Origin of the sequence: Streptomyces yangpuensis (assembly GCF_001005295.1) — a bacterium.
In the GTDB taxonomy this organism is placed as follows: Bacteria; Actinomycetota; Actinomycetes; order Streptomycetales; family Streptomycetaceae; genus Streptomyces; species Streptomyces yangpuensis.
Window position 1 is genome coordinate 757,829 of the sequence record NZ_LBMK01000001.1, and the last position, 22,894, is coordinate 780,722.

Here is a 22,894-nt window from a genome sequence, read left to right on the forward strand (position 1 = left end):
CCCCTGCTGTTCTCTGCGGAGAGCAGCGGGGGCCTTCGCCGTTGATCCTGGTTTGTCCGCAAAAGCGCAGGCCATGGCCGCTGTCTGGGGGAATCGACGCTACGCAGCGTGGAGCTTTACGTTCGCGTCCGTAGCTGCGCGGGCGTCCCCCAAAGGGGCGTACGTGCTGCTGTGTGACGCCGTCGCCTGCACTGGCCGGCCCGGTGTCGAGCACCACCAGCGCGACACACGCCGCCCTTCCGCCCCGAAAGCGGGGGCACGGAAGCCGACGACCTGATGTGTACCGCGTGCGGCTGGACGTACTCCATGATCTGCCCGGAGTGCCCCGGCTGCTCTTCAGTCTGCATGGGCTGGCGCCACGGTGATTACGGCGGCCAGGGTGACGACGGCGAACCGTACGAGTGCGGTGACGACGACTGCGACGGGTGTGACGAGTGCAGCCCGTACGGGATGGCCTACGGCGAGGCGGGCTGGTGATCCTGGCCGGCTCAGACTCATCCGATTTTCTCGCCGAAATTGCAGCCGCGCCGTACTGTGAGGTATCGGAGAGGAGCGCTATGACGGACACGATCGACCTGGTACCCGAGGACGAGGACGCGGTGGAGGTAACCGTGCGCCTGCCTCGCGCAGCAGCACGTGCCGCCGCGACTCATGACCTGCTCCCCTTGGCCCGGCTGCTGGCTGACGTCGCTTCCCCGGCGCGCGCAAACCTGCGTTTGCTGCTGGTGGAGGCCCTGACCGCTCCGGAGTCCGCCGTGCCCTCGCACGTGCTCCGGACGCCTCTGGGCATCCCCCGCATCCAGCGCGCGAACCACCTCGACCGGGCCGAAGACCTAGCCGCGCATTTGTGGGCCCACATCGACGGGCAGGCGTACGCCCTGGTGCCGATAGAGGAGCCGGAGGAGGACCCGGCGGACTGGGAGACGATGGAGGCCCAGGCAGACCGGGAGAAGGCTGCTGGGATGACCAGCGGGCCGGTGTCGGGCGAGGAGTTCCTGGCCATGATCGCTGGCGAGTCCGGGAAGACGCTGGAGGAGATGCTGGCTGACGCCGGCATGAGCCGAGGGAACATCTGAGCCCTTGCCTACGTATGAGTGGCTCGATGCCTTCGGGCTCGACCTGAAAAAGCTCACCCCTGCCCAGCGTGCGGCATTCGAGCAGGCCATCCTGATGTTCGTGGCCGACCTCAAGGCCGGTACCGGATTCCGCAAGGGCCTGCGGGTCAAGAAGATGCAGGGCCACGACCACATCTGGGAAATGACCTTCGGTGACGACTGGCGTGCCACCTTCGAGTACGGGGAGACCCAGGTCCCCGGCGAGATCCACATCACGTGGCGCCGCATCGGCACCCACAAGGTCTTCAAGCGCCCCTAACCCGTACGACGAAGCCCCCGTGCCCCGGAGTGATCCGGACCCAGCGGGGGCTTCGTCGTTTACACGCCCACCGCCATTGCCCCCGACCAACAGTCGGTGATGATCTTTAACTATCTGTGTACTTTTGCGGTTTCAAGTAGTGCCCAAGAGCCAGGAGAGCCGTGTACCCGCCACCGCATTCCTACTCGCCCGTGCCCGCGCCCGCCCGGCGCTGGTGGCAGCACCCCGCCTTGATCATCACCATGCTGGTCATCCTGCCGCCCGTCGGTATCGCGCTCGCCTGGACCAGCCACTGGAACCAAACGAAAAAGATCGTCGCGACCGTCCTGTCCGGCATCTGGTTCCTGGTACCGCTGCTGTCGGACCCTCCGAAGAAGACCGAGACCGATGCGAAGCCGCAGGTGCCCGCAACCGCACCGAGCTCCAGCCCGAGCCCGTCCAGCCCTCCTAGCTTCGTCGGCCAGAACCTCAAGGCAGCGAAAAAGGCAGCCTCATCCGCTGGTTACAACGCGATCTCGCATGACGCTGCGGACAGCGACACGGGCCAGTGGGACGACGGCAACTGGAAGGTGTGTTTCCAGACCCCGGCGGCCAAGCAGATTGGCAAACAGCCGACGCTCGACTTCGGAGTAGTCCGCAACGAGGCCCCGTGCCCGGCCAAGGACGGCGAGCCGATCCCCTATCCGAAGATGCCCAAGGTCGTCGGCCTGACCTTCGCGAAGGCGTCCGAGACCCTCGCGCCGATCGGACTCCAAAGGATCGAGCCGCAGAGCGCGTACACCGACGTCACCCTCCCCGCTGCCGTTGACGACTGGACCGTCTGCTTCCAGGAGCCCGAAGAGGGCAAGGAGATCGAGTACCCCAAGACGACAACCGCGTACCTCAAGGTCGTGGCGCCGGGGACGGGGTGCCCAACAGTGGAGTACACCAAGCTGCGCCCAGAGCCGACTCCGCCGAGCAACGATGACGACTCCAGCAGTTCCTCGGGGGGCTCCTCCAGTTCCGGCGGGGGTGGCCAGGCCGGAGTCAGCTTCGGCCGCTTCTGCTCACCCGTCGGCGCCCGCGCCATCACCAGCGATGGCAGGCCCGCGAAGTGCTTCATGGGCAAGGACGGACGCGCCCGCTGGGGCTATGCGAGCTGACACACGAGATAGCCCCCGCACCGGCACCGAGCCGGCCGCGGGGGCTTCGTCGTGTCCGGGCCGCGTACCGCCCGTTATGCATCTGAACCAACTTGCTTCAGAAAGGCATTCCGTGGCGCACCCGCAGAACCCGTACCCGCAGCAGAACCAGCAGTATCAGCAGCTGGGCATGCCGCCCGTCATCATCAACAACTCCGCCTCATCCTCGGCGTCAGCCGCAGCAGGCGGCTACGGGTGGCGTCCTCCCTACCGCCGTCAGTCCGTCGGCGTGCACATCCTGCTGTTCATGTTCACCGCCGGAATCGGCAACATCATCTACGCGATGAACGTCAGTTCCTGGAACCGCCGAAACGGCTTCTGACCTGCGGGTGAGACCACGTTGAGCCCTCCCCGGGTCCTCGCCGGCGACTTCAGAGGCTGACCTACAGACTTCCCCTCCGAACCTGACCGGCAGTCGGCACGGAGGGGAACGGCGCCGGGGACATGTCTGGGGACGTGCTCCCCGGCGCCACCCATGCACCACTCGAACACGATCGAGAGGAGCACGACATGACCGAGATACTGACCAGGCCGGTCGAACCGGCCGCCGGCCAGTACACCCCTTCGACGAGGTCATGGCGACCCGCCTGTTCCACGCGGCGGTCACCAGAGCAGACGGAGAAGATCAGAGTCGAGCTGCCGGACCAGTACAAGGCGATTGTGGACGTCGGCAGGGGCCTCGGGCTCCGCCAGGGCGAGATCTTCGGGCTGAGCCCCGACGACATCGTGTGGGACCACCCCGACGGCCCGATGGTGCACGTCCAGCGGCAGATCGCCTGGGACGGCTCGGACATGGTCTTCGACGGGGCCAAGGGCGAGAACGAGAAGAACCCGAAGGACCGGTGGATCGAGCTGGGCGAGGACGTCGCCGACGCGCTCATCGAGCACATGGCGAAGTACCCCGGTGACGGTGACCTTGCCGGAGGCTACGCGGGACGGCGAGCCGATGACGGTCCAGATCATCTTCTACTCGCGCGAGAAGAAGCCGATCAACAAGAACTACTTCGGCTACCTCTGGAAGTCGGCCCTGGAGGCTATCGGCGTCATCAAGGCCCTGAACGACAAGCCGGTGGGCAAGGGCCGCAAGTGGGAGAAGTGCCGGGACGAGATGATGCACGCCCTCAGGCATCTTTTCGCGTCGATGATGATCGAGGCCGGTGTCGACGTCGCCACCCTTGCGGACCGGCTCGGACACGTCGGCTCCTCCTTCACGTTGAAGAAGTACGTGCGCCCCGTCGCGACGGCCGGCGACAAGGTCCGCCGAGCGGTCCGCAGCATGTACGCGAGGGCAGTTTGATGTCCACGGAAAGAAATCTTCGACAAGATCCTCCGTCACGCAACGTAGTCGGCGGCGCCGCCTCGATGGGGCTGCACGCGGAACCTGTCGGGCCGGCGCTGTGCTTGGTCCAGACGTGAGGCGCTGGTGCAGGATTCGCGCAAAACGATCTTGCGGAGGACGCATCCTTGCATGTCAGAGAGGTGTCGCTGTAAATCTTCGACCTCTGAAATGCCTGATGGGAGGCCCCCCGCCACGCTCCACGGAGCGAGGCGGGGGGCCTTTCCGCTTTGACAGGTCGGCCGGTCGGAGTGAGGGTGGAAATGACCTAAAGGCCCCATAAGCGAGACATGTTCGGAGGTGCATGAGAATGCGCCGTAGGATCGTTGCGGCAACCATGGCCGGAGCCGCAGGAATCGCCCTAGGTCTGCTCCCCGTAGCCAGTGCTTCGGCCTCGGCCGTCTCCGGCAGCGGCGGCGGGAACGGCGGCTACGACTGCTACCGGTACCCCTCGCACCGCTCGGACGCCCGGTGGGACTACTGCTGCAACCGCGACTGGCGCGACCGGCCCAGCTGGTGCTGGGACAACGCGGGCGTCGGTGGCGACCGCGGCTACTGGCGGGACAGCAACTGGAACGACTCCGACTGGCGCCGCCACAACTGGAACAACTGGCACGACGACGCGAACTGGAACTCCGGGCGCGGCGGCAACGGCAACTGGAACGACTGGGGCAACGGCCGCGGCGGCAACGGCGACTGGGGTGACGGCCGCGGTGGCAACGGCGACTGGGGCCACGGCCGCGGTGGCAATGGCAACGGCGACTGGGGCGGCGGCGGTGGCGGCGGCAACGGCGACTGGGGTGGCCGCGGCGGTGGCGGCGGTGGCAACGGTGACTGGGGCGGCGGCAACGGCGGCGGTAACGGCGGTGGCGGCGACGGCGGTGGCTGGGGTGGCGGCCGCTGAGGCCGATCCGGCCACGAAGGGTCGTGGGACCGGGGCGATGCCCCTGCGGCGCTGGCTCAGCGCAGCAGGGGCATCGCCCCTGTGAGGTCCCGCAGGCACAGGACCGCGAGCTCGGCGGGGGAGCCGGGCCCCGAGACCGGCGCGTCCGTCGCCGACCACAGCTCCAGCGCCACACGGATCGCGTCCGTGGCGGCGGCGGCCAGCAGCCGCACCTCCCGCACATCGGCGTCCGCCCCCGCCAGCCTGCCGATCACCGGCACCAGACGCTCCTCGGACTCCTGGTTCACGCGGTACCAGACCGCGCGCAGCGCCGGGTCGTCCGCCGCCGCGCGCAGCAGGCCGCGGGTCACCTCCAGGCCCTCCTCGACCGCCTGCGGGCCGCTCAGCGACCGGGTGACGGCGCGTTCCAGCGCCTCCGCGAGGGGGGTGCCCGGGTCCTCCTCCGCCAGCAGTGCACGCCAGGCGTCGCCGCCGCCCGCCAGCAGCGGGGCCACGGCCTCCTGCTTGTTGCGGAAGTAGCGGTAGAAGGTGCGCAGCGCCACGCCCGCGCGGTGGGCGATGTCCTCGGCGGTGGTGCCGTCGGGGCCGTGCTCGGCGAACAGCTCGCAGGCGGCGCGGGCGATGTCGAGCTGAGTGGCGGCCTTGCGGCGCTCGGTCAGCGACGGGGCTCCGGGGCCGGCCTGGAGTGCGTACGGACGAGGGGATCTCACGGGTGAAGCCTACCGTCAGCCCACCCCGAGGAAGGCGTTTTTTGTCGGCACGACAAAACGTGCCACTCCTTCGGTACGCTCACGCCATGAACCGTTACGAAGGACGTCGCGTCCTCATCACCGGCGGCGGCTCCGGCATCGGCCGCGCCACCGTCCACCGCCTCCTCGCCGAGGGCGGCCGGGTCCACGCCGTGGACGTCAGCGAGGCCGGTCTGAAGGCCACCGCCGAACACGCCGCCGCCGCGGGCCACGGGGACCGGCTGACCACCGCGCTCCTCGACATATCCGACGAGAGCGCCGTCAGGGAGGGCGTGGCCGCCGCGGCCCGCACCCTCGGCGGGATCGACGTACTGGTCAACGCGGCGGGTATCCTGCGCTCCGCGCACACCCACCTGACCACGCTGGAGCTGTGGAACCAGGTCATCGCGGTCAACCTGACCGGCACCTTCCTGATGATCCGCGAATCCCTGCCGGCCCTGCTGGCCGCGGACCGGCCGGTCGTCGTGAACTTCAGCTCCACCTCGGCGTCCTTCGCCCACCCCTACATGTCCGCCTACGCGGCCAGCAAGGGCGGCATCCAGGCCATGACGCACGCGCTGGCCGCCGAGTACAGCAAGCAGGGCCTGCGCTTCGTCAGCGTCGCGCCCGGCTCCATCGAGAGCGGCATGACCACCGGCAGCGGCCCCGGCCTGCCCGAGGACACCGACTGGTCCCTCTTCGCCAAGCTCGCCCCGGCCATCGGCCAGGGCTTCGCCGGCCCCGAGACCGTCGCCGGAGTCGTCGCCATGCTCGGCTCCGAGGACGGCGCCTTCATCACCGGCACCGAGATCCGCATCGACGGCGGCACGCACTGCTGAACCGGGGCGTCAGCCCCGGAACCGGTCCCAGAGCCGGGGGAAGCGCTCCGCGAGCACGGCTTCGTTCTCGAAGTCCAGCGGGGTGCCCTCCGGCTCCGCCGCCTGCAGCGGGATCCCCAGATCCGGGGCCACCGCCCCCGTCAGCTGCTCGTACGCCTCGTCGGCCGCGTAGCCGAGCTCCTCGCCGTCCCCGTCGATCTCCTCGTCGAAGTCGCCCAGCAGCTCCGCCAGATGGTCCGGGTCGTGCACCCCGCCCTCGAAGACCTCCCGCCCCTGGCCGATCAGCCAGCAGCGGAAGTAGTCGAAGGCGTCGTCGCTCGCCCCGTCGAGCAGCACCCAGGCCGCGCCCCACAGGTCCCAGGTGTATGCCCGGTTGTACCGGGACTCGAAATGGCGTGCGAAGTCCAGGACGGAGTCCGGATCGAGCTGCGCCAGCCGCTCCACGAGCAGCTCGGCATGGTCCTCGGGGTCGCCGTCGGCGGCCTCGCGGGTACGGTCGACGATCTCCCAGAACTCCGTCTCGTCCATCACCGCTCCAGCATCACGGGTCGGCCCCGCCGCCGCCACCGCTCGTACGGCGAAAGGCCGGTGCCCACCCCCTGGGGGGGCGGACACCGGCCTTTCGCGTCCGGATTCACACGGCTCAGAGGCCGTAGCGCTCCCGGGCCTCCTTGACCGCGGAGGCCGGTACCTCGCCGCGACGGGCGAGCTGGGCCAGCGCGGCCACCACGATCGACTGGGCGTCGACACCGAAGTGGCGGCGGGCGCCCTCACGGGTGTCGGACAGGCCGAAGCCGTCGGTGCCCAGCGAGGTGTAGTCCTGCTCCACCCACTGGCTGATCTGGTCCGGGACCTGACGCATCCAGTCGGAGACGGCGAGGACCGGGCCGGGCGCACCCTCCAGGGCGCGGGTGACGTACGGGGTGCGCACCTCGCCGCGCAGCAGTGCCTCGTCGCACTCCAGCGCGTCGCGGCGCAGCTCGCCCCAGGAGGTGGCGGACCAGACGTCGGCGGCCACGTTCCACTCGGCGGCGAGCAGCTCCTGCGCCTGAAGGATCCAGTGGATCGCGGTACCCGAGGCCATCAGCTGGATCTTCGGGGAGTCGGCGGCGGGCGCGTTCTCCAGGTCGGAGGCCTGGTTGAAGCGGTAGAGGCCCTTGAGGATGCCCTCCTCCACGCCCTCCGGCATGGCCGGCTGGACCTTCGGCTCGTTGTAGACCGTGAGGTAGTAGAACACGTCCTCGGGCGTCTCGCCGTACATCCGGCGCAGACCGTCCTTGACGATCACCGCGATCTCGTACGCGAAGGCCGGGTCGTAGTTGAGCGACGCCGGGTTCGTGGACGCGATCAGGTGCGAGTGGCCGTCGGCGTGCTGCAGGCCCTCACCGGTCAGCGTGGTGCGCCCGGCGGTGGCGCCGACGATGAAGCCCTTGCCGAGCTGGTCGGCGAGCTGCCACATCTGGTCGGCGGTGCGCTGCCAGCCGAACATCGAGTAGAAGATGTAGAAGGGGATCATCGGCTCGCCGTGCGTCGCGTACGACGTGCAGGCGGCGATGAAGTCGGCCATGGCGCCGGCCTCGGTGATCCCCTCGTTGAGGATCTGGCCGTCCTTGGCCTCCTTGTAGTACATCAGCTGGTCGCGGTCGACCGGCTCGTACGTCTGGCCCAGCGGGGAGTAGATGCCGGCCGACGGGAAGAGGGACTCCATACCGAAGGTACGGGCCTCGTCGGGGACGATCGGCACCCAGCGCTTGCCGGTCTCCTTGTCCCGCATCAGGTCCTTGACGAGCCGGACGAAGGCCATGGTGGTGGCCATCTCCTGCTTGCCGGAGCCCTTGAGCAGCGGGGCGAAGGAGCGGTCCGCGGGGGCGGGCAGGGCCACGTGGTGGACCTTGCGGGCCGGAGCCGGGCCGCCGAGGGCCGCGCGGCGCTCGTTCAGGTAGCGCACCTCGGGGCTGTTCGCGCCCGGGTGGCCGTAGGGGACCTGGCCGCCCTCGAAGGCGCTGTCCGGGATCGGGAGTCCGAGCTTGTCGCGCATGCTCTTGAACTCGTCGATCGTCAGCTTCTTCATCTGGTGGTTCGCGTTCTTCGACTCGAACCCGGCACCCAGCGTGTAGCCCTTGACGGTCTGCGCCAGGATGACCGTCGGCGCGCCCTTGTGCTCCAGGGCGGCCTTGTACGCGGCGTAGACCTTGCGGGGCTCGTGGCCGCCGCGGGAGGTGTGGAAGCACTCGGCGATCTTCGCGTCGGAGAGCACACCGGCCAGCTGCACGAGCTCGGCGTTGACGCCGAAGAAGTGCCGGCGGATGTAGGCCACGTCGCGGGTCGCGTACGTCTGGAACTGCGCGTCCGGTACCTCGCGCAGGCGGCGTACCAGGGCGCCGGTGGTGTCGAGCTGGAACAGCTCGTCCCAGGCGGAGCCCCACAGGGTCTTGATGACGTTCCAGCCGGCGCCGCGGAACTGGGCCTCCAGTTCCTGGACCACGCGGAAGTTGGCGCGGACCGGACCGTCGAGGCGCTGCAGGTTGCAGTTGATGACGAAGGTCAGGTTGTCGAGCTGCTCGCGGGAGGCCAGGGCCAGGGCGGCGGTCGACTCGGGCTCGTCCATCTCGCCGTCACCGAGGAAGGCCCAGACGTGCGAGCCCGCGGTGTCCTTGATGTTCCGGTTCTGCAGGTAGCGGTTGAAGCGCGCCTGGTAGATCGCGGAGAGCGGGCCGAGGCCCATGGAGACCGTGGGGAACTCCCACAGCCACGGCAGACGCCGCGGGTGCGGGTAGGAGGGCAGGCCGTTGCCGCCGGACTCCTGGCGGAAGTTGTCGAGCTGCTGCTCGGAGATCCGCCCGTCGAGGAAGGCGCGGGCGTAGATGCCGGGGGAGGCGTGGCCCTGGATGTAGAGCTGGTCGCCCGAGCCGTCCGTCTCCTTCCCGCGGAAGAAGTGCTGGAAGCCGGTCTCGTACAGCCACGCGGCGGAGGCGAAGGTGGCGATGTGGCCGCCGACGCCGTACTTGGAGCCGCGGGTCACCATGGCGGCCGCGTTCCAGCGGTTCCATGCGGTGATCTTCGCTTCCATCGCCTCGTCACCCGGGAACTCGGGCTCCGCGGCGGTGGGGATGGTGTTGACGTAGTCCGTCTCCAGCAGCTTCGGCAGGGCCAGGCCGGCGGCCTCGGCGTGCTGGAGCGTGCGGCGGAGCAGGTATTCGGCGCGGCGCGTACCGGCGGCCTGTGCGACGGCATCGAGGGAGGCCGCCCATTCGGCGGTCTCCTCGGTGTCGCGGTCCGGGAGCTGGTCGAGCTCGCTCGGAAGCTTTCCTACGGGGTCGGACATCGCTGTGCGCCGCCTTCCGGACAAAGGAGAGGTGGTGAAGAAAATCCCTGACGGGCAGGACAGGGTCGGTGGACCTGGTTGAGGTCCGCGACGACTGTAAATCCCTGATCGATGATCGATCAAATAAAAGTGACAAAGAAACGTCGTTCTGGCAAAAGTCGGCACCGCGTGCCAGTAAAGCGGGCACGCGGTGCCCGTGCAAACCGGGGCGAAACAGCCGCTCAGGCTCGGGGTGCGCACCCCAGGACATGCCGCTTCACCAGCACACCGATGTCCGGATCCCGACTGCGGAAGGCCTCGACGAGCGCCTCGTGCTCCTCCGCGTAGGACTTCTGCACGGTCCCCAGCCAGCGGATGGACAGGGCCGTGAACACCTCGATGCCCAGGCTCTCCCAGGTGTGCAGCAGCACGCTGTTCCCGGCGGCCCGCACCATCTCCCGGTGGAAGCCCACCGTGTGCCGCACCTGGGCCGTGCCGTCCGAGCTGCGGTCGGCCTCCCACAGGGCCGCCACGTGCGGCTCCAGCGCCGAGCAGTCCGCCGCCAGCCGCGGCGCCGCCAGCTCGGCGGCGATCTGCTCCAGACCCGCCCGGACCGGGTAGATCTCCTCCAGGTCCGCGGCGGAGAGGTTCCGTACGCGCACGCCCTTGTTCGGCGCGGACTCGATCAGCCGCAGCGTCTCCAGCTCGCGCAGCGCCTCCCGTACGGGGGTCTGGCTGACCTCCAGCTCCACCGCGATGCGCCGCTCCACGATCCGCTCACCGGGCTTCCAGCGCCCGCTGACGATCCCCTCCACGATGTGCTCGCGGATCTGCTCGCGCAGCGAGTGCACGACGGGTGGGGTGATCATCGGGGCTTCATCTCCTGGTGTGTGTGCAGGGTCATGCGGGGCCTGATGCGTAGACAATACGGCGGCGCCCCCGCCCGGGAGTATCCCGGACGGGGGCGCCGACAGTGAGGCTGGTTACAAGCCGTTCGGCTCAGAGGCCGAGCTCGACCTCGAACTCGCCGGCCTCCAGGATCGCCTTGACCGCGGTGAGGTACCGGGCCGCGTCCGCGCCGTCCACCAGACGGTGGTCGTAGGACAGGGTCAGGTACGTCATGTCGCGGATGCCGATGTTGGTGCCCTCGGCGGTCTCGATGACCACCGGGCGCTTCACCGTGGCACCGATGCCCAGGATGGCGACCTGGTTCGGCGGCACGATGACCGTGTCGAACAGCGCACCGCGCGAACCGGTGTTGCTGATGGTGAAGGTCGCGCCCGACAGCTCGTCCGGCGTGATCTTGTTGCCGCGGACCTTGGCGGCCAGGTCGGCGGTCGCCTTGGAGATGCCCGCCAGGTTGAGGTCGCCCGCACCCTTGATGACCGGGGTCATCAGGCCCTTCTCGGAGTCCACGGCGATGCCGATGTTCTCCGAGTCGAAGTAGGTGATGGTGCCCTCGTCCTCGTTGATCCGGGCGTTGACGACCGCGTGGGCCTTCAGCGCCTGGGCAGCGGCCTTGACGAAGAACGGCATCGGGGACAGCTTGACGCCCTCGCGGGCGAGGAAGCCGGCCTTGGCCTTCTCGCGCAGCTTCATGATCTTGGTGATGTCCACCTCGACCACGGAGCTGAGCTGCGCCTGCGAGTGCAGGGCCTTCATCATGTTGTCGCCGATGACCTTGCGCATGCGGGTCATCTTGACCGTCTGACCGCGCAGCTCGGAGACCGCGGCGGCCGGAGCCTTCGCGGCGGCCGGGGCGGCAGCCGGAGCCGGGGCGGCAGCGGCGGCCTTGGCGGCCTCGGCGGCGGCCAGGACGTCCTGCTTGCGGATACGGCCACCCACACCGGTGCCCGAGACCGCGGACAGGTCCACGCCGGACTCCGAGGCGAGCTTGCGCACCAGCGGAGTCACGTACGCGCCCTCGTCACCGGCGGAGACCGGGGCGGCGGCCGGGGCGGCGGCCGGAGCCGGGGTCACCGGAGCCGGGGTCACCGGAGCCGGAGCGGCCACCGGGGCGGCAGCCTGCACCGGAGCCGGAGCGGCGGCCGGGGCGGGCTGGACCGGAGCCGGAGCCGGAGCCGCGGCGGGCGCCGGGGCGGCGGCCGGAGCCGGAGCGGCCTCGACCGGAGCCGGGGCGGCGGCCGGGGCGGCGGCGGCCGGGGCGGCACCGGCGACGCCGATGACGGCCAGACGGGCGCCGACCTCGGCGGTCTCGTCCTCGCCGACCAGGATCTCCAGCAGGGTGCCGGAGACCGGCGCGGGGATCTCGGTGTCGACCTTGTCGGTGGAGACCTCCAGCAGCGGCTCGTCGGCCTCGACCGACTCGCCGACGGCCTTCAGCCAGCGGGTGACGGTGCCCTCGGTGACGGACTCGCCCAGCGCGGGCAGCACGACGTCCGTGCCGGAGGCGGCCGGGGCGGCAGCCTCGGCCGGCGCCTCGGCGACCGGAGCCGGGGCCGCGGGGGCCTCGGCGACGGGGGCCGGAGCGGCCGCAGGGGCCTCGGCGGCGGCCGGCTCGGCGGCAGGGGCCTCGGCGGCAGCCGGAGCGCCGGAGCCGTCGTCGATGACGGCCAGCTCGGCGCCGACCTCGACGGTCTCGTCCTCGGCGACCTTGATCGAGGCCAGGATGCCGGCGACGGGCGACGGGATCTCGGTGTCGACCTTGTCGGTCGAGACCTCGAGCAGCGGCTCGTCGGCCTCGACGCGCTCGCCCTCGGCCTTCAGCCAGCGGGTGACAGTTCCCTCGGTGACGCTCTCGCCGAGCGCCGGAAGGGTTACGGAAACCGACATGGTTTCTGTTGCTCCTTACGAAAGTGCGGAAGTGGTCGTCGCGCCCGGGACGAACTAGTCGTGCGAGTGAAGCGGCTTGCCAGCCAGGGCCAGGTGGGCCTCGCCGAGCGCCTCGTTCTGGGTCGGGTGCGCGTGGATGAGCTGCGCGACCTCGGCCGGCAGGGCCTCCCAGTTGTAGATCAGCTGGGCCTCGCCGACCTGCTCGCCCATCCGGTCACCGACCATGTGGACGCCGACCACGGCACCGTCCTTGACCTGGACGAGCTTGATCTCGCCCGCGGTCTTCAGGATCTTGCTCTTGCCGTTGCCCGCCAGGTTGTACTTGAGGGCCACGACCTTGTCCGCGCCGTAGATCTCCTTGGCCTTGGCCTCGGTGATGCCGACGGAAGCGACCTCGGGGTGGCAGTAGGTGACGCGCGGGACACCGTCGTAGTCGATCGGGACGGCCTTGAGGCCGGCCAGACGCTCCGCGACCAGGATGCCCTCGGCGAAGCCGACGTGCGCGAGCTGCAGGGTCGGGACGAGGTCGCCGACCGCCGAGATCGTCGGCACGTTGGTCTGCATGTACTCGTCGACCAGGACGTAGCCGCGGTCCATCGCGACGCCCTGCTCCTCGTAGCCCAGGCCCTGCGAGACCGGGCCACGGCCGACGGCGACCAGCAGCACCTCGGCCTCGAAGGTCTTGCCGTCGGCCAGCGTCACGCGGACGCCGTTCTCCGTGTACTCGGCCTTGTCGAAGAAGGTGCCGAGGTTGAACTTGATGCCGCGCTTGCGGAAGGCGCGCTCCAGCAGCTTGGAGCTGTTCTCGTCCTCGACCGGCACGAGGTGCTTGAGGCCCTCGATGACGGTGATGTCGGAGCCGAAGGACTTCCACGCCGAGGCGAACTCGACGCCGATGACGCCGCCGCCCAGGACGATCGCGGACTCGGGCACGCGGTCCAGGACCAGCGCGTGGTCCGAGGAGATGATGCGGTTGCCGTCGATGTCCAGGCCCGGCAGCGACTTCGGCACGGAGCCGGTCGCCAGCAGGATGTGGCGGCCCTGGATGCGCTGACCGTTCACGTCGACGGAGGTCGGCGAGGACAGGCGGCCCTCACCCTCGATGTAGGTCACCTTGCGGGAGGCGACCAGTCCCTGCAGGCCCTTGTACAGGCCCGAGATGACCTCGTCCTTGTACTTCTGCACACCCGCGATGTCGATGCCCTCGAAGGTGGCCTTCACGCCGAACTGGGCCGCCTCGCGAGCCTGGTCCGCGATCTCACCCGCGTGCAGCAGAGCCTTCGTGGGGATGCAGCCGTTGTGCAGGCAGGTGCCGCCGAGCTTGTTCTTCTCGATCAGGGCAACGTCCAGACCCAGCTGGGATGCGCGCAGCGCCGCGGCGTAACCGCCACTGCCACCGCCGAGGATCACTAGGTCGAAAACGGTGCTGGCGTCGTTCGCCACGTCACGTCCTCCATGCATGTGCGCCGGGCACCGGTCCTCTGTGACCGGGCGGCGGCTGGTAATCGGCCGCTGTTTCTTCGGCCCTGTGGTGGGGGCCCTGTCCTGCCGAGAACCCATCTTCGCATTTGTCGGGGGAACGCGGGACGCCGGGCCCACGTTGTGAGAGGGCGTTCTCTCCGAAGCGAGGGTTACCGCTGCGTAGGAACCTACGGATTTCGTTGTCGGCTGAACGCACCCCGGAGCCCGCGGGGCCCGCGGGGCCCGGGGTGCGTCACACGTCACACCGAGGCGTCAGCCCAGGTCGCCCGTGGCCGTACGCTCGGCCAGCCGCACCAGGGTGCGCACGGCCGAGCCGGTGCCGCCCTTGGGGGTGTAGCCGTGCGGCGCGCCCTCGTGGAAGGCCGGACCGGCGATGTCGAGGTGGGCCCAGGTGATGCCCTCGCCGACGAACTCCTGGAGGAAGAGGCCGGCCACCAGGCCGCCGCCCATGCGGACACCCATGTTCGCGATGTCGGCGGTGGGGGAGTCCATGGTCTTGCGCAGCTCCGCGGGGAGCGGCATCGGCCAGGAGGACTCGCCGACCTCCTCCGCGATCTCGTGGATCGCGGTGCGGAAGGAGTCGTCGTTCGCCATGATCCCGAAGGTGCGGTCGCCGAGGGCCAGCACCATGGCGCCGGTCAGGGTGGCGACGTCGACGATCGCGTCCGGGGCGTCCTCGGAGGCCTTGGTCAGCGCGTCACCGAGGACCAGACGGCCCTCGGCGTCCGTGTTGAGGACCTCGACGGTCTTGCCGCTGTACATGCGCAGGACGTCACCGGGCTTGGTGGCGGAACCGGACGGCATGTTCTCGGCGAGCGCGAGCCAGCCGGTCACGTTGACCCGCAGGCCCAGCTTCGCGGCCGCGACGACGGAGGCGAAGACGGCGGCGGCGCCGGCCATGTCGCACTTCATCGTCTCGTTGTGGCCGGCCGGCTTCAGGGAGATGCCGCCCGAGTCGTAGGTGATGCCCTTGCCGACGAAGGCCAGGGTCTTCTCCGCCTTGGGGTGCGTGTAGGTGAGCTTCACCAGGCGCGGCAGGTTCTCGGAGCCCTTGCCGACGCCCATGATGCCGCCGTAGCCGCCCTTGAGGAGCGCCTTCTCGTCCAGCACCTGGACCTTGATGCCGTTCTCCTTCGCGGCCGCGGAGGCGACCGCGGCGAAGGCCTCGGGGGTCAGGTCGTTCGGCGGGGTGTTCACCAGGTCACGGGCGACGTTGACCTCGGTCGCGACGACCGTGGCGCGCTCCGCGGCCGCCTTGTGCTCCTTGTCGCGCGGCTTGGCACCCAGCAGGGCCACCTCGGCGAGCGGCTGCTTCGGACCGGAGTCCTTCTCCTTGCCGGCCTTCTTCTCGCCGCCCTGGTAGGCGGTGAAGGCGTACGCGCCCAGCAGCGCACCCTCGGCGACGGCGGTGACGGCGGAGGCGTCCTCCAGCGGGAGGGCGAAACCGGCCTTCTTGCTGCCGTGCAGCGCGCGGGCGGCGGCGCCGGCGGCGCGGCGCAGCACCTCCTCGTCGAACGACTCGTCCTTCTCCGGGACGGAGCCGAGCCCCACCGCCAGCACGACCGGGACCTTGAGGCCCGCCGGCGCCGGCAGCTTGGTGACCTCGCCTTCGGCACCCGAGGCGCCGAGTGCGTCGAGGACACCGGCGAGCTTGCCGTCGAACGCCTTGTCCACGGCCTCGGCGCCCGCGGCGACGATCGCGCCCTTGGGGCCCTTGGCGACACCGACGACGAGGGCGTCGGCGCGCAGCGTCGCCGCGCCGGCAGTGCTGAGAGTCAGAGCAGTCACGGTGGTGAAGTCTCGCTTCCGTTTGTGTGTGTGGGCCGAGTGGGTGGACGGCCATCCGTAGCGATCGTATTCGGGGCCCGACGGCCGCCTGAAAGGAGCCTACGCGCACGGACTCGCCCGTACGCCACTCGAAGGTTTGGCAAGTTGTTCGATCAAGCAGCCATCGGGTTCACCCGTCCGTGGACTCTGCTCCAGGTTTGCCTCGTAGACCTGACGAGGTCCGAAAGACTCGGTCCACTCTCGCAAGGGGACGCGGGGTCCTTTTGCATGATTTCCACAGAGCCTCCCACGGCCCGGCACACCGCCCAAGGCCGCGTCGAGGGACGCCTGCGGGGGGAAAGGCCGAAATGGTCAACAAGAACCGGATGAACAGGCTGGCCGCCGTCATGGCCGCGGCCGCCCTGGTGTCCGTGGCAGTACCCGCCGCGACCGCCCAGGCGGCCGCGACACCACCGCGGATCGACCTCAAGGTGCTCGTCGTCGACGACGGCGGCAGCTCGGTCGAGGCCATCACCGCGGAGCTCCGGGACACCGGAGTGCCCTTCACCCGCGTCCAGCTGGGCAGTGCGACCCGCCCGGTCATCAACGCGGCGTTCCTCAGCGACACGGTCGACGGCCGGCCGCGCGCCAAGTACCAGGGCGTCGTCCTGCCCAACGAGAACCCCTTCGGCGAGGGCTCCGCCGAGATGGCCGCGCTCACCGCGTACGAGACGGCGTACGGAATCCGCCAGGTTGACGCCTACACCTGGGCCCACCCGGGCGTCGGGCTGGAATACACCGACAACGGCGGATACAGCGGACAGCTCGACGGCACCCAGGCCGCCGTCACCACCGCCGGCAAGGCCGGCCCCTTCGCCTACCTCGGCGGACAGGTCACCTTCGAGGACAACTCCGCCCTCGTCCCCGAGAGCTACGGCTACATGGGGAAGCCGCGCCCCGGCTACACCAGCTTCGTCGACGCCCCCGTCGGCTCCGGACGGGCCTCGCTCGTCGGCGAGTACGTCCACGACGGACGCAGCGAGCTGGTCGTCACCTTCGGCTACAACCAGTACCAGCAGCAGTTCCGGCTGCTCGCCCGCGGCATCGTCGACTGGCTGACGCAAGGGGTGCACCTCGGCCAGAGCCGTAACTACTTCGCGGTCCACGTCGACGACGTCTTCGCCCCCGACGCCCGCTGGAACAAGGAGCTGAACTGCACGCCGGGCGACTACGCCTGCCCGGGCGGCGAGGGCCAGGAGAGCACCATCCGGATGAGTGCCGCCGACGCCGTGTACGCGGCGCAGTGGCAGACCTCCAAGAACTTCAAGCTGGACATGCTCTTCAACGGCGGCGCCGGCGAGGAGTGGAAGGCCGAGAACGGCGGCGTCGACGCGCTGACCGCCCAGCTCGTCGCCGACCGCGCCAAGTACCGGTGGATGAACCACACCTACACCCACCCGTTCCTCGGCTGCGTCCAGGACACCACGACGATCCCGTGGACCTGCACGAAGAACGCCCAGGGCGCGATCCAGTACATGAGCCGCGCCGAGATCTCCGCCCAGATCCGGGACAACAACAACTGGGCCGCCTCCAAGGGCATCACCCTCGACAGGTCCGAGCTCGTCACCGGCGAGCACTCCGGCCTCAAGACCGCCCCGCAGCAGCCCGTGGACAACCCCAACCTGGCCGGCGCCCTCGCCGACAACGGGGTCAAGTGGGCCGGCAGCGACAACTCCCGCGAGCCCGCACAGCGGGCGATCGGCTCCACCCTCACCGTCCCCCGGCACCCGATGAACGTGTACTACAACACGGGCACCAACGCCGAGATGGCCGACGAGTACAACTGGATCTACACCAGCCGCGCCCACGGCGGCAGCGGCGTCTGCGAGGACAACCCGGCGACCTCCACCTGCCTGCCGGCCCCGCTGGACGTCAACACCGGCTACCTGAACCACATCGTCCCCGCCGAGGCCCGCACCGCCCTGCGGCACGTCCTGGCCAACGACCCGCGGCCGCACTACGTCCACCAGTCCAACCTCGCCGAGGACCGGACCCTCTACCCCGTGCTCAACCAGGTCCTCGACACCTACCGCGGCCTCTACGCGCCCAGCGCGCCGATCGTCAACCAGAGCATGAAGGACACCGGCGTCGAGCTCCAGCGCCGCGCCGCCTGGGACAAGGCGCTCGCGGACGGCAAGGTCACGGCCTACCGCATCGGCAACGACGTCACCATCAAGGCGCCGTCCGGAGTCGTGGCCCCGGTCACCGCCCCCAACGGCACCAAGAAGCAGATGCTGCTCGGCTCCTCGGACTTCGGCACCGCCTACGCCGGCAACCGCTCCGCCTGGACCGGCCCCGAGCTGTTGCAGAGCGCCGTCAGGCTCAAGCTGCCCAGCTGACCCACCGGCAAGCCATCACCCGTAACACCTACTGCCGGCGCTCCGCGATCGCGACGGGCGCCGGCCCCTTTTCCGTCCTGGGGGGACACACCGCATGAGTCATGGGCGTCATGTCACCATGCTCACCGAAGGCACCTATCCACACGTTCACGGGGGCGTCAGCACCTGGTGCGACCAGCTGGTCCGCGGCATGCCGGAGGTCGACTTCAACGTCATAGCCCTGACCGGCTCCGGCCGCGAGCCGGTCACCTGGGAACTGCCCCGCAACGTCTACCGGCACACGGCCGTCCCGCTCTGGGGCCCACCGCCCGGCCGCGGCCGCCGCTCGGCCCTGCGCGGCAGGGCCCACCGCCGCTTCACCCAGGTCTACGAGAGCTTCCTGCTCTCCCTGCTCCACCCGTCGGCCGACCCTGCCGACCGCACCTTCTCCGAGGCCCTGCGCGAACTGGCCGTCCTGGCCCGCGCCGGGAAACTCGCCCCGGCCCTGCGCTCCGAATCGGTTCTGCGCCTCCTGATGAAGGTCTGGACCCGGCGCGGCCTCTCCACCGCCGAGGCCGCCCCCACCATCCACGACGCCCTCACCGCCACCGACCTGCTGGAGCACGCCCTGCGCCCGCTCGCGGTGCGCATCCCGCCCGACAGCGTCGCCCACGCCGTCAGCAGCGGCCTCGCCACCCTGCCGGCCCTCGCCGCCAAGTACCTCGACGCGGTGCCCTTCCTCCTCACCGAGCACGGCATCTACCTGCGCGAGCGCTACCTCGGCTACCGCACCGCCGAACAGCGCTGGCCCGTCAAGGCGCTCATGCTCGGCTTCTACCGCGAGCTCAACACCGAGGGCTACCGCCAGGCCGACCTGATCACCCCCTGCAACCAGTACAACCGCCGCTGGGAGGAACGCGGAGGCGCCGACTCGACACGAATCCGCACCGTCTACAACGGTGTGGACCCGCACGCCTTCCCCGAGGCCGGCCCCGAACCGGACGTGCCCACCCTCAGCTGGTGCGGCCGCATCGACCCGATCAAGGACCTCGAAACCCTGATCCGGGCCTACGCCTTCATGCGCGAGGAGATGCCTGCCCTGCGGCTGCGCCTCTTCGGCCCCGTCCCCGCCGGCTGCGAGAACTACCGGCTCCGCCTGGAGAAACTCGCCGCCGAACTCGGCGTGACCGACGGGATCACCTGGGAGGGCCGAATCGAGAAGGTGGCCCGGGCCTACGCGGCCGGCAGCATCGTGATGCTCTCCTCCATCAGCGAGGGCTTCCCCTTCAGCATCATCGAGGCCATGTCCTGCGGCCGTACCACCGTCTCCACCGACGTCGGCGGGGTCCGCGAGGCCGTCGGGGACACCGGCCTGGTCGTCCCGCCCCGCGAACCCGAGACCATGGCGCGCGCCACCCTCGCCCTGCTCCGCGACGACGAACGCCGCGCCGAACTCGGCCGGATGTCCCGCCGAAGGGTCGTGGAGAAGTTCACCCTCCACCAGTCCGTCGACGGCTTCCGGCACATCTACCGGGAACTCGCCGGCCAGCCCGTCCTGCCCGTCCACGCGGGCGACGCCTGGACCCAGCGGCTCGCCGACCCCTGGTACCGCGAACTCGCCGCGATGGGACGCCCCCAGGCGGAGTCCGGGGAAGGCAGGGTCTGGTGAGCGGATCCCTCTGGCTCAAACCCCCCGGTCCGGGCTCCGGCCCGGACTCCGCAACGCTCCCGGCGATCCCCCGGCAGCGCGCCGGGGACCCCGGACCCGCCGCCGACCCGATGGACGAACTCGCCGAACGCCTCGACACGTTCATCGCCTCCGCCGTCCACCCCGACGAGATCGCCGCCGTCCTCGAATCCGACGGCATGACGGACGAGTACATCCGGCTCACCTACGGCCGCCACGACTCCTTCGCCCTCGCCGAGGAGCTCTACGCCCGTGTGCCCCGCTCCTTCCCGGAGCTGGGGCCCGCCCCCGACCCCTGGAAGGTCTCTCTCACCGCCTGCCTGCTGCGCGGGGTCATCTTCGCCCTGCCCGGCCTGGCCTACCTCCTGGGCGCGCCCCTCCTCGAAGGCCCCCAGGACCGCCTCGGCCTGCCGGCCGGGACACTGACCCTGCTCGCCGGCGCGCTCATCGGCTGGGTCTGGGACCAGACCCTCTCCCACCGCGCCTACTCCTGGCTCGGCCTCGGCGACCGGGCCGCCGCCGGGCGGACCCTCCTCGTCGGCGCCCCCGTCGGAGCCCTGCTCGGCACCGCCGCCGCGCTGTCCGTACCCGGCGGGCCGCCGTTCTCCTACGCCTTCGCCGCCGGACAGGCCCTCTACGTCGGAGCCGCCACCGTCCTGCTGGTCCTCGGCCGGGAACGGGTCCTCCTCGCCGCCCTCGCCCCGATGGCCGCCGGGGCCGTGACCGTGCTCTTCGTCGACCTGCCCGTACCGGTACGGGTGGCCCTGCTCGTGGTGTCCCTGCTGGCCGCCTGCGTCCTCGCCGTACGGGAACTCCCGCTGGCCGACGGGCTCCGGACGGCCGCGCACCGGATCCGGGACCGGTCGGCCCGCCGCCCCGCGCGGGTCGGCCCCGTGCGGTGGCAGATGCTGCGCGGAGCCGAGGAGGAGTACGCGCCCCGGGGGCCCCGGCTCGGGGACTCGGTGCCCTTCGGCGTCTTCGGCCTGGGCACCGGCCTCCTCGTGCTCTACGCCGCCCTGGGCGAGGTCCTCGCCGGAGGCCCCGCCGAGGCCGTCGCAGCACCCTCGGCGGTGGCCCTCACCCTCAGCATGGGTCCCGCCGAATGGCTCCTGCACCGCTTCCGCAGCGGCAGTCTCTCCGGGCTCCGGGGCGCCCGCTCACCCCGGCAGTTCCGGCACCGGATGCTCGCCACCCTCTCCCGCTGCCTCGGCATCTACCTGGCGGTGCTCCTGGCCCTCGGCCTGACCGGAACCCTGCTGTGGCCGGGCGCCCCCGGCCTCACCGGAGTCCGCGTCGCCACCCTGCTGCTGCTCGGCGCGGTGATGTGGAGCGGGCTGCTCCTGCAGTCCTTCGGCGCCGTCCGGCCCGCCGCCGTGGTCTGCGCCTCGGCCGCCGTCGCCCAGAGCGTGGCCCTGCTGACCGGGCTGGGCCAGCCCCGGGTCGTCCAGCTGGTCGTGGCGGGCACGGCCGCCGCCGCCCTGGCCGTCCTGGTCTGCCTGCTCCTCGGCCGCGCGACCGCCCACCGATGACGCACGAGACGCACGAGACGTACGACACGGACGAGAAGAAGGACCCCATGCTGCTGGTGCCCCTCTACGAGCATCCCGCCGACCGGCCCGAGGCCTGGGAGCGGCTCATCCGCTGCGCGGACCGGCTGCACTCGGTGGTGCTCAACCCCGACAGCGGGCCCGGAGCCGCCTGCGACGAGCGGTTCGCCCTCGTCGCCGAGCGGCTCCGGGAGGCCGGCGTGCCCGTACTCGGATACGTCGACACCGACTACGGGCGGCGCCCGCACGCCGCGGTGGTGCAGGACCTGCTGCGCCACCGCGACTGGTACGCCAGCGACGGGGCCTTCCTCGACCAGGCGTCCGCCGACCCCCATCTCCTCCCGCACTACGGGCGGCTCACGGTCGCCGCCCGGGCCGCGGGCGCCCGCACCCTCGTCCTCAACCACGGCGCCCACCCGCATCCCGGATACGCCGAACTCGCCGACCTGCTCGTCACCTTCGAGGGCCCCTGGGACGCCTACCGGGACGCGGCGGCGCCACCGGACTGGACGGCCGGCCACCCCGCCCAGCGGTTCTGCCACCTCGTCTACGGCGTCCCGCCCGGCGAGCTCGCCGCCCGGCTCGCCGGGGAACTGGCGGCGCAGCGGGGCGCGGGCGTGCACTGCGCCGTCCCAGGGAGCGGCCCCCACCCGTGGGGGACCCTCCCGTACGCACTGGAGGCGGCGGAATGAGGGCCCCGCAGCCGCTGCGGCTCCTGCGGCTCCTGCTGGCCGTGCCCCTGCTGCTGCTCGCCGCCTGCACGTCCGGACCGGACGACGAGGGCGACGACGCACCGTACCGCTGGCCGGAACTCGCCCCCGGACAACGCTGGCAGCCCCCGCCAGGCACCGGCTGGCAGTGGCAGCTCACCGGAAAGCTCGACACCTCGGTGAAGGCACCGGTCTACGACATCGACGGTTTCAACACCACCAAGGCGCAGGTCGCCGAGTTGAAGAAGGCCGGCCGCAAGACCATCTGCTACCTCTCCACGGGCGCGTGGGAAGACTTCCGGCCGGACGCAGAAGCGTTCCCGCGGGACCTCCTGGGCAAGGGCAACGGCTGGGAGGGGGAGCGCTGGCTGGACATCCGGCGGGTGGCTGAGCTGGAACCGCTGATGGCCAAACGGTTCGACATGTGCCGGGACAAGGGCTTCGACGCGGTCGAACCGGACAACATGGACGGCTACCAGAACACGTCCGGCTTCCCGCTCACCGCCGACGACCAGCTGCGCTACAACCGGCTGATCGCGAAGCTCGCCCACGACCGGGGCATGGCCGTCGGCCTGAAGAACGACCTCGACCAGATCCCGCAGCTCGTCGGGGACTTCGACTTCGCGGTCAACGAACAGTGCGCACAGTACGACGAGTGCGAGCGGCTGACCCCCTTCATCGAAGCCGGCAAGGCCGTCTTCCACGCGGAGTACGAACTCTCCACGTCCCGCTTCTGCCCACGCTCGCGCGAGCTGAAGCTGAGCTCCTTGCAGAAGCGGTACGACCTCGACGCCTGGCGCCGCACCTGCCCGTAGCCAAATCCAGCCTCGCCTGGCGGTTCCTGCACCCTTCGTGAGGGACACC

At 70.5% G+C, this 22,894-nt stretch carries 21 protein-coding genes; 13 read left to right on the forward strand and 8 right to left on the reverse strand.

Annotation, left to right across the window (positions count from 1 at the left end; genetic code table 11):
- Positions 1 to 345: 345 nt before the first annotated feature.
- From AAT21_RS39620 to AAT21_RS03415, 5 genes are all read left to right on the forward strand, one after another.
- Positions 346 to 477, forward strand: a complete 132-nt coding sequence (locus tag AAT21_RS39620) for a hypothetical protein (protein WP_268768161.1) — start codon at positions 346 to 348, stop codon at positions 475 to 477.
- Positions 478 to 557: 80 nt separating this feature from the next.
- Positions 558 to 1,076 carry a hypothetical protein gene (locus AAT21_RS03395; protein ID WP_046775158.1) on the forward strand — a complete coding sequence of 173 codons (519 nt, stop codon included), beginning with the start codon at positions 558 to 560 and terminating at the stop codon, positions 1,074 to 1,076.
- 4 nt (positions 1,077 to 1,080) lie between these two features.
- Complete coding sequence (locus tag AAT21_RS03400; protein WP_046775159.1) at positions 1,081 to 1,374, forward strand: hypothetical protein; 294 nt, start codon at positions 1,081 to 1,083, stop codon at positions 1,372 to 1,374.
- 230 nt (positions 1,375 to 1,604) lie between these two features.
- Positions 1,605 to 2,516: a PASTA domain-containing protein gene (locus tag AAT21_RS37340; protein WP_157879618.1), complete on the forward strand. Its 912-nt coding sequence runs from the start codon at positions 1,605 to 1,607 to the stop codon at positions 2,514 to 2,516.
- Between the two features lie 112 nt (positions 2,517 to 2,628).
- The gene (locus AAT21_RS03415; protein WP_046775162.1) at positions 2,629 to 2,877 is read left to right on the forward strand and encodes a hypothetical protein; all 249 of its coding nucleotides are present in this window, start codon (positions 2,629 to 2,631) and stop codon (positions 2,875 to 2,877) included.
- Positions 2,878 to 3,158: 281 nt separating this feature from the next.
- Here the strand turns inward: AAT21_RS03415 and AAT21_RS38605 are convergent, their stop codons facing one another.
- Complete coding sequence (locus AAT21_RS38605; RefSeq protein ID WP_052757629.1) at positions 3,159 to 3,518, reverse strand: hypothetical protein; 360 nt, start codon at positions 3,516 to 3,518, stop codon at positions 3,159 to 3,161.
- Here AAT21_RS38605 and AAT21_RS38610 point away from each other — a divergent pair.
- Both AAT21_RS38610 and AAT21_RS36500 read left to right on the forward strand, forming a co-directional pair.
- Positions 3,502 to 3,852, forward strand: coding sequence for a tyrosine-type recombinase/integrase (locus AAT21_RS38610; RefSeq protein ID WP_052757630.1), 351 nt, complete (start codon positions 3,502 to 3,504; stop codon positions 3,850 to 3,852). The genes AAT21_RS38605 and AAT21_RS38610 overlap by 17 nt on opposite strands.
- Positions 3,853 to 4,201: 349 nt before the next feature.
- Positions 4,202 to 4,795 carry a hypothetical protein gene (locus tag AAT21_RS36500; RefSeq protein WP_235438666.1) on the forward strand — a complete coding sequence of 198 codons (594 nt, stop codon included), beginning with the start codon at positions 4,202 to 4,204 and terminating at the stop codon, positions 4,793 to 4,795.
- Between the two features lie 56 nt (positions 4,796 to 4,851).
- On the opposite strand, the gene AAT21_RS03440 is transcribed toward AAT21_RS36500, so the two are convergent.
- Positions 4,852 to 5,505 (reverse strand): TetR/AcrR family transcriptional regulator, encoded by a 654-nt coding sequence (locus tag AAT21_RS03440; RefSeq protein WP_046775165.1) that lies wholly within the window; start codon positions 5,503 to 5,505, stop codon positions 4,852 to 4,854.
- Positions 5,506 to 5,591: 86 nt separating this feature from the next.
- Between AAT21_RS03440 and AAT21_RS03445 the strand changes: the two genes are divergently transcribed.
- Positions 5,592 to 6,362, forward strand: coding sequence for an SDR family NAD(P)-dependent oxidoreductase (locus tag AAT21_RS03445; protein WP_046775166.1), 771 nt, complete (start codon positions 5,592 to 5,594; stop codon positions 6,360 to 6,362).
- 9 nt (positions 6,363 to 6,371) lie between these two features.
- Here the strand turns inward: AAT21_RS03445 and AAT21_RS03450 are convergent, their stop codons facing one another.
- From AAT21_RS03450 to AAT21_RS03475, 6 genes are all read right to left on the reverse strand, one after another.
- Positions 6,372 to 6,890 (reverse strand): DUF4240 domain-containing protein, encoded by a 519-nt coding sequence (locus AAT21_RS03450; protein ID WP_046775167.1) that lies wholly within the window; start codon positions 6,888 to 6,890, stop codon positions 6,372 to 6,374.
- 115 nt (positions 6,891 to 7,005) lie between these two features.
- The gene (gene aceE / locus AAT21_RS03455) at positions 7,006 to 9,687 is read right to left on the reverse strand and encodes a pyruvate dehydrogenase (acetyl-transferring), homodimeric type (RefSeq protein WP_046775168.1); all 2,682 of its coding nucleotides are present in this window, start codon (positions 9,685 to 9,687) and stop codon (positions 7,006 to 7,008) included.
- 221 nt (positions 9,688 to 9,908) lie between these two features.
- Positions 9,909 to 10,532 (reverse strand): GntR family transcriptional regulator, encoded by a 624-nt coding sequence (locus tag AAT21_RS03460; RefSeq protein WP_030654838.1) that lies wholly within the window; start codon positions 10,530 to 10,532, stop codon positions 9,909 to 9,911.
- Between the two features lie 133 nt (positions 10,533 to 10,665).
- Positions 10,666 to 12,459 carry a 2-oxoglutarate dehydrogenase, E2 component, dihydrolipoamide succinyltransferase gene (sucB, locus tag AAT21_RS03465; RefSeq protein ID WP_046775169.1) on the reverse strand — a complete coding sequence of 598 codons (1,794 nt, stop codon included), beginning with the start codon at positions 12,457 to 12,459 and terminating at the stop codon, positions 10,666 to 10,668.
- A 54-nt stretch (positions 12,460 to 12,513) separates the two neighbouring features.
- Positions 12,514 to 13,902, reverse strand: coding sequence for a dihydrolipoyl dehydrogenase (gene lpdA / locus AAT21_RS03470; RefSeq protein WP_046775170.1), 1,389 nt, complete (start codon positions 13,900 to 13,902; stop codon positions 12,514 to 12,516).
- 291 nt (positions 13,903 to 14,193) lie between these two features.
- On the reverse strand, positions 14,194 to 15,729 hold the full coding sequence (locus AAT21_RS03475) for a leucyl aminopeptidase (RefSeq protein ID WP_046775171.1): 1,536 nt from the start codon (positions 15,727 to 15,729) through the stop codon (positions 14,194 to 14,196).
- A gap of 347 nt (positions 15,730 to 16,076) precedes the next feature.
- Between AAT21_RS03475 and AAT21_RS03480 the strand changes: the two genes are divergently transcribed.
- From AAT21_RS03480 to AAT21_RS03500, 5 genes are all read left to right on the forward strand, one after another.
- On the forward strand, positions 16,077 to 18,107 hold the full coding sequence (locus AAT21_RS03480; RefSeq protein ID WP_046775172.1) for a hypothetical protein: 2,031 nt from the start codon (positions 16,077 to 16,079) through the stop codon (positions 18,105 to 18,107).
- A gap of 94 nt (positions 18,108 to 18,201) precedes the next feature.
- Entirely contained in the window at positions 18,202 to 19,755 is a 1,554-nt protein-coding gene (pelF, locus tag AAT21_RS03485) for a GT4 family glycosyltransferase PelF (protein ID WP_046775173.1), read from the forward strand.
- Positions 19,752 to 21,302 (forward strand): hypothetical protein, encoded by a 1,551-nt coding sequence (locus AAT21_RS03490; protein WP_046775174.1) that lies wholly within the window; start codon positions 19,752 to 19,754, stop codon positions 21,300 to 21,302. The genes pelF and AAT21_RS03490 overlap by 4 nt, the downstream gene beginning before the upstream one ends.
- Positions 21,299 to 22,012, forward strand: a complete 714-nt coding sequence (locus tag AAT21_RS03495) for a spherulation-specific family 4 protein (protein ID WP_235438667.1) — start codon at positions 21,299 to 21,301, stop codon at positions 22,010 to 22,012. Before AAT21_RS03490 ends, AAT21_RS03495 begins: the two co-directional genes overlap by 4 nt.
- Positions 22,009 to 22,845 carry an endo alpha-1,4 polygalactosaminidase gene (locus AAT21_RS03500; RefSeq protein WP_046775175.1) on the forward strand — a complete coding sequence of 279 codons (837 nt, stop codon included), beginning with the start codon at positions 22,009 to 22,011 and terminating at the stop codon, positions 22,843 to 22,845. Before AAT21_RS03495 ends, AAT21_RS03500 begins: the two co-directional genes overlap by 4 nt.
- Positions 22,846 to 22,894: the final 49 nt, after the last annotated feature.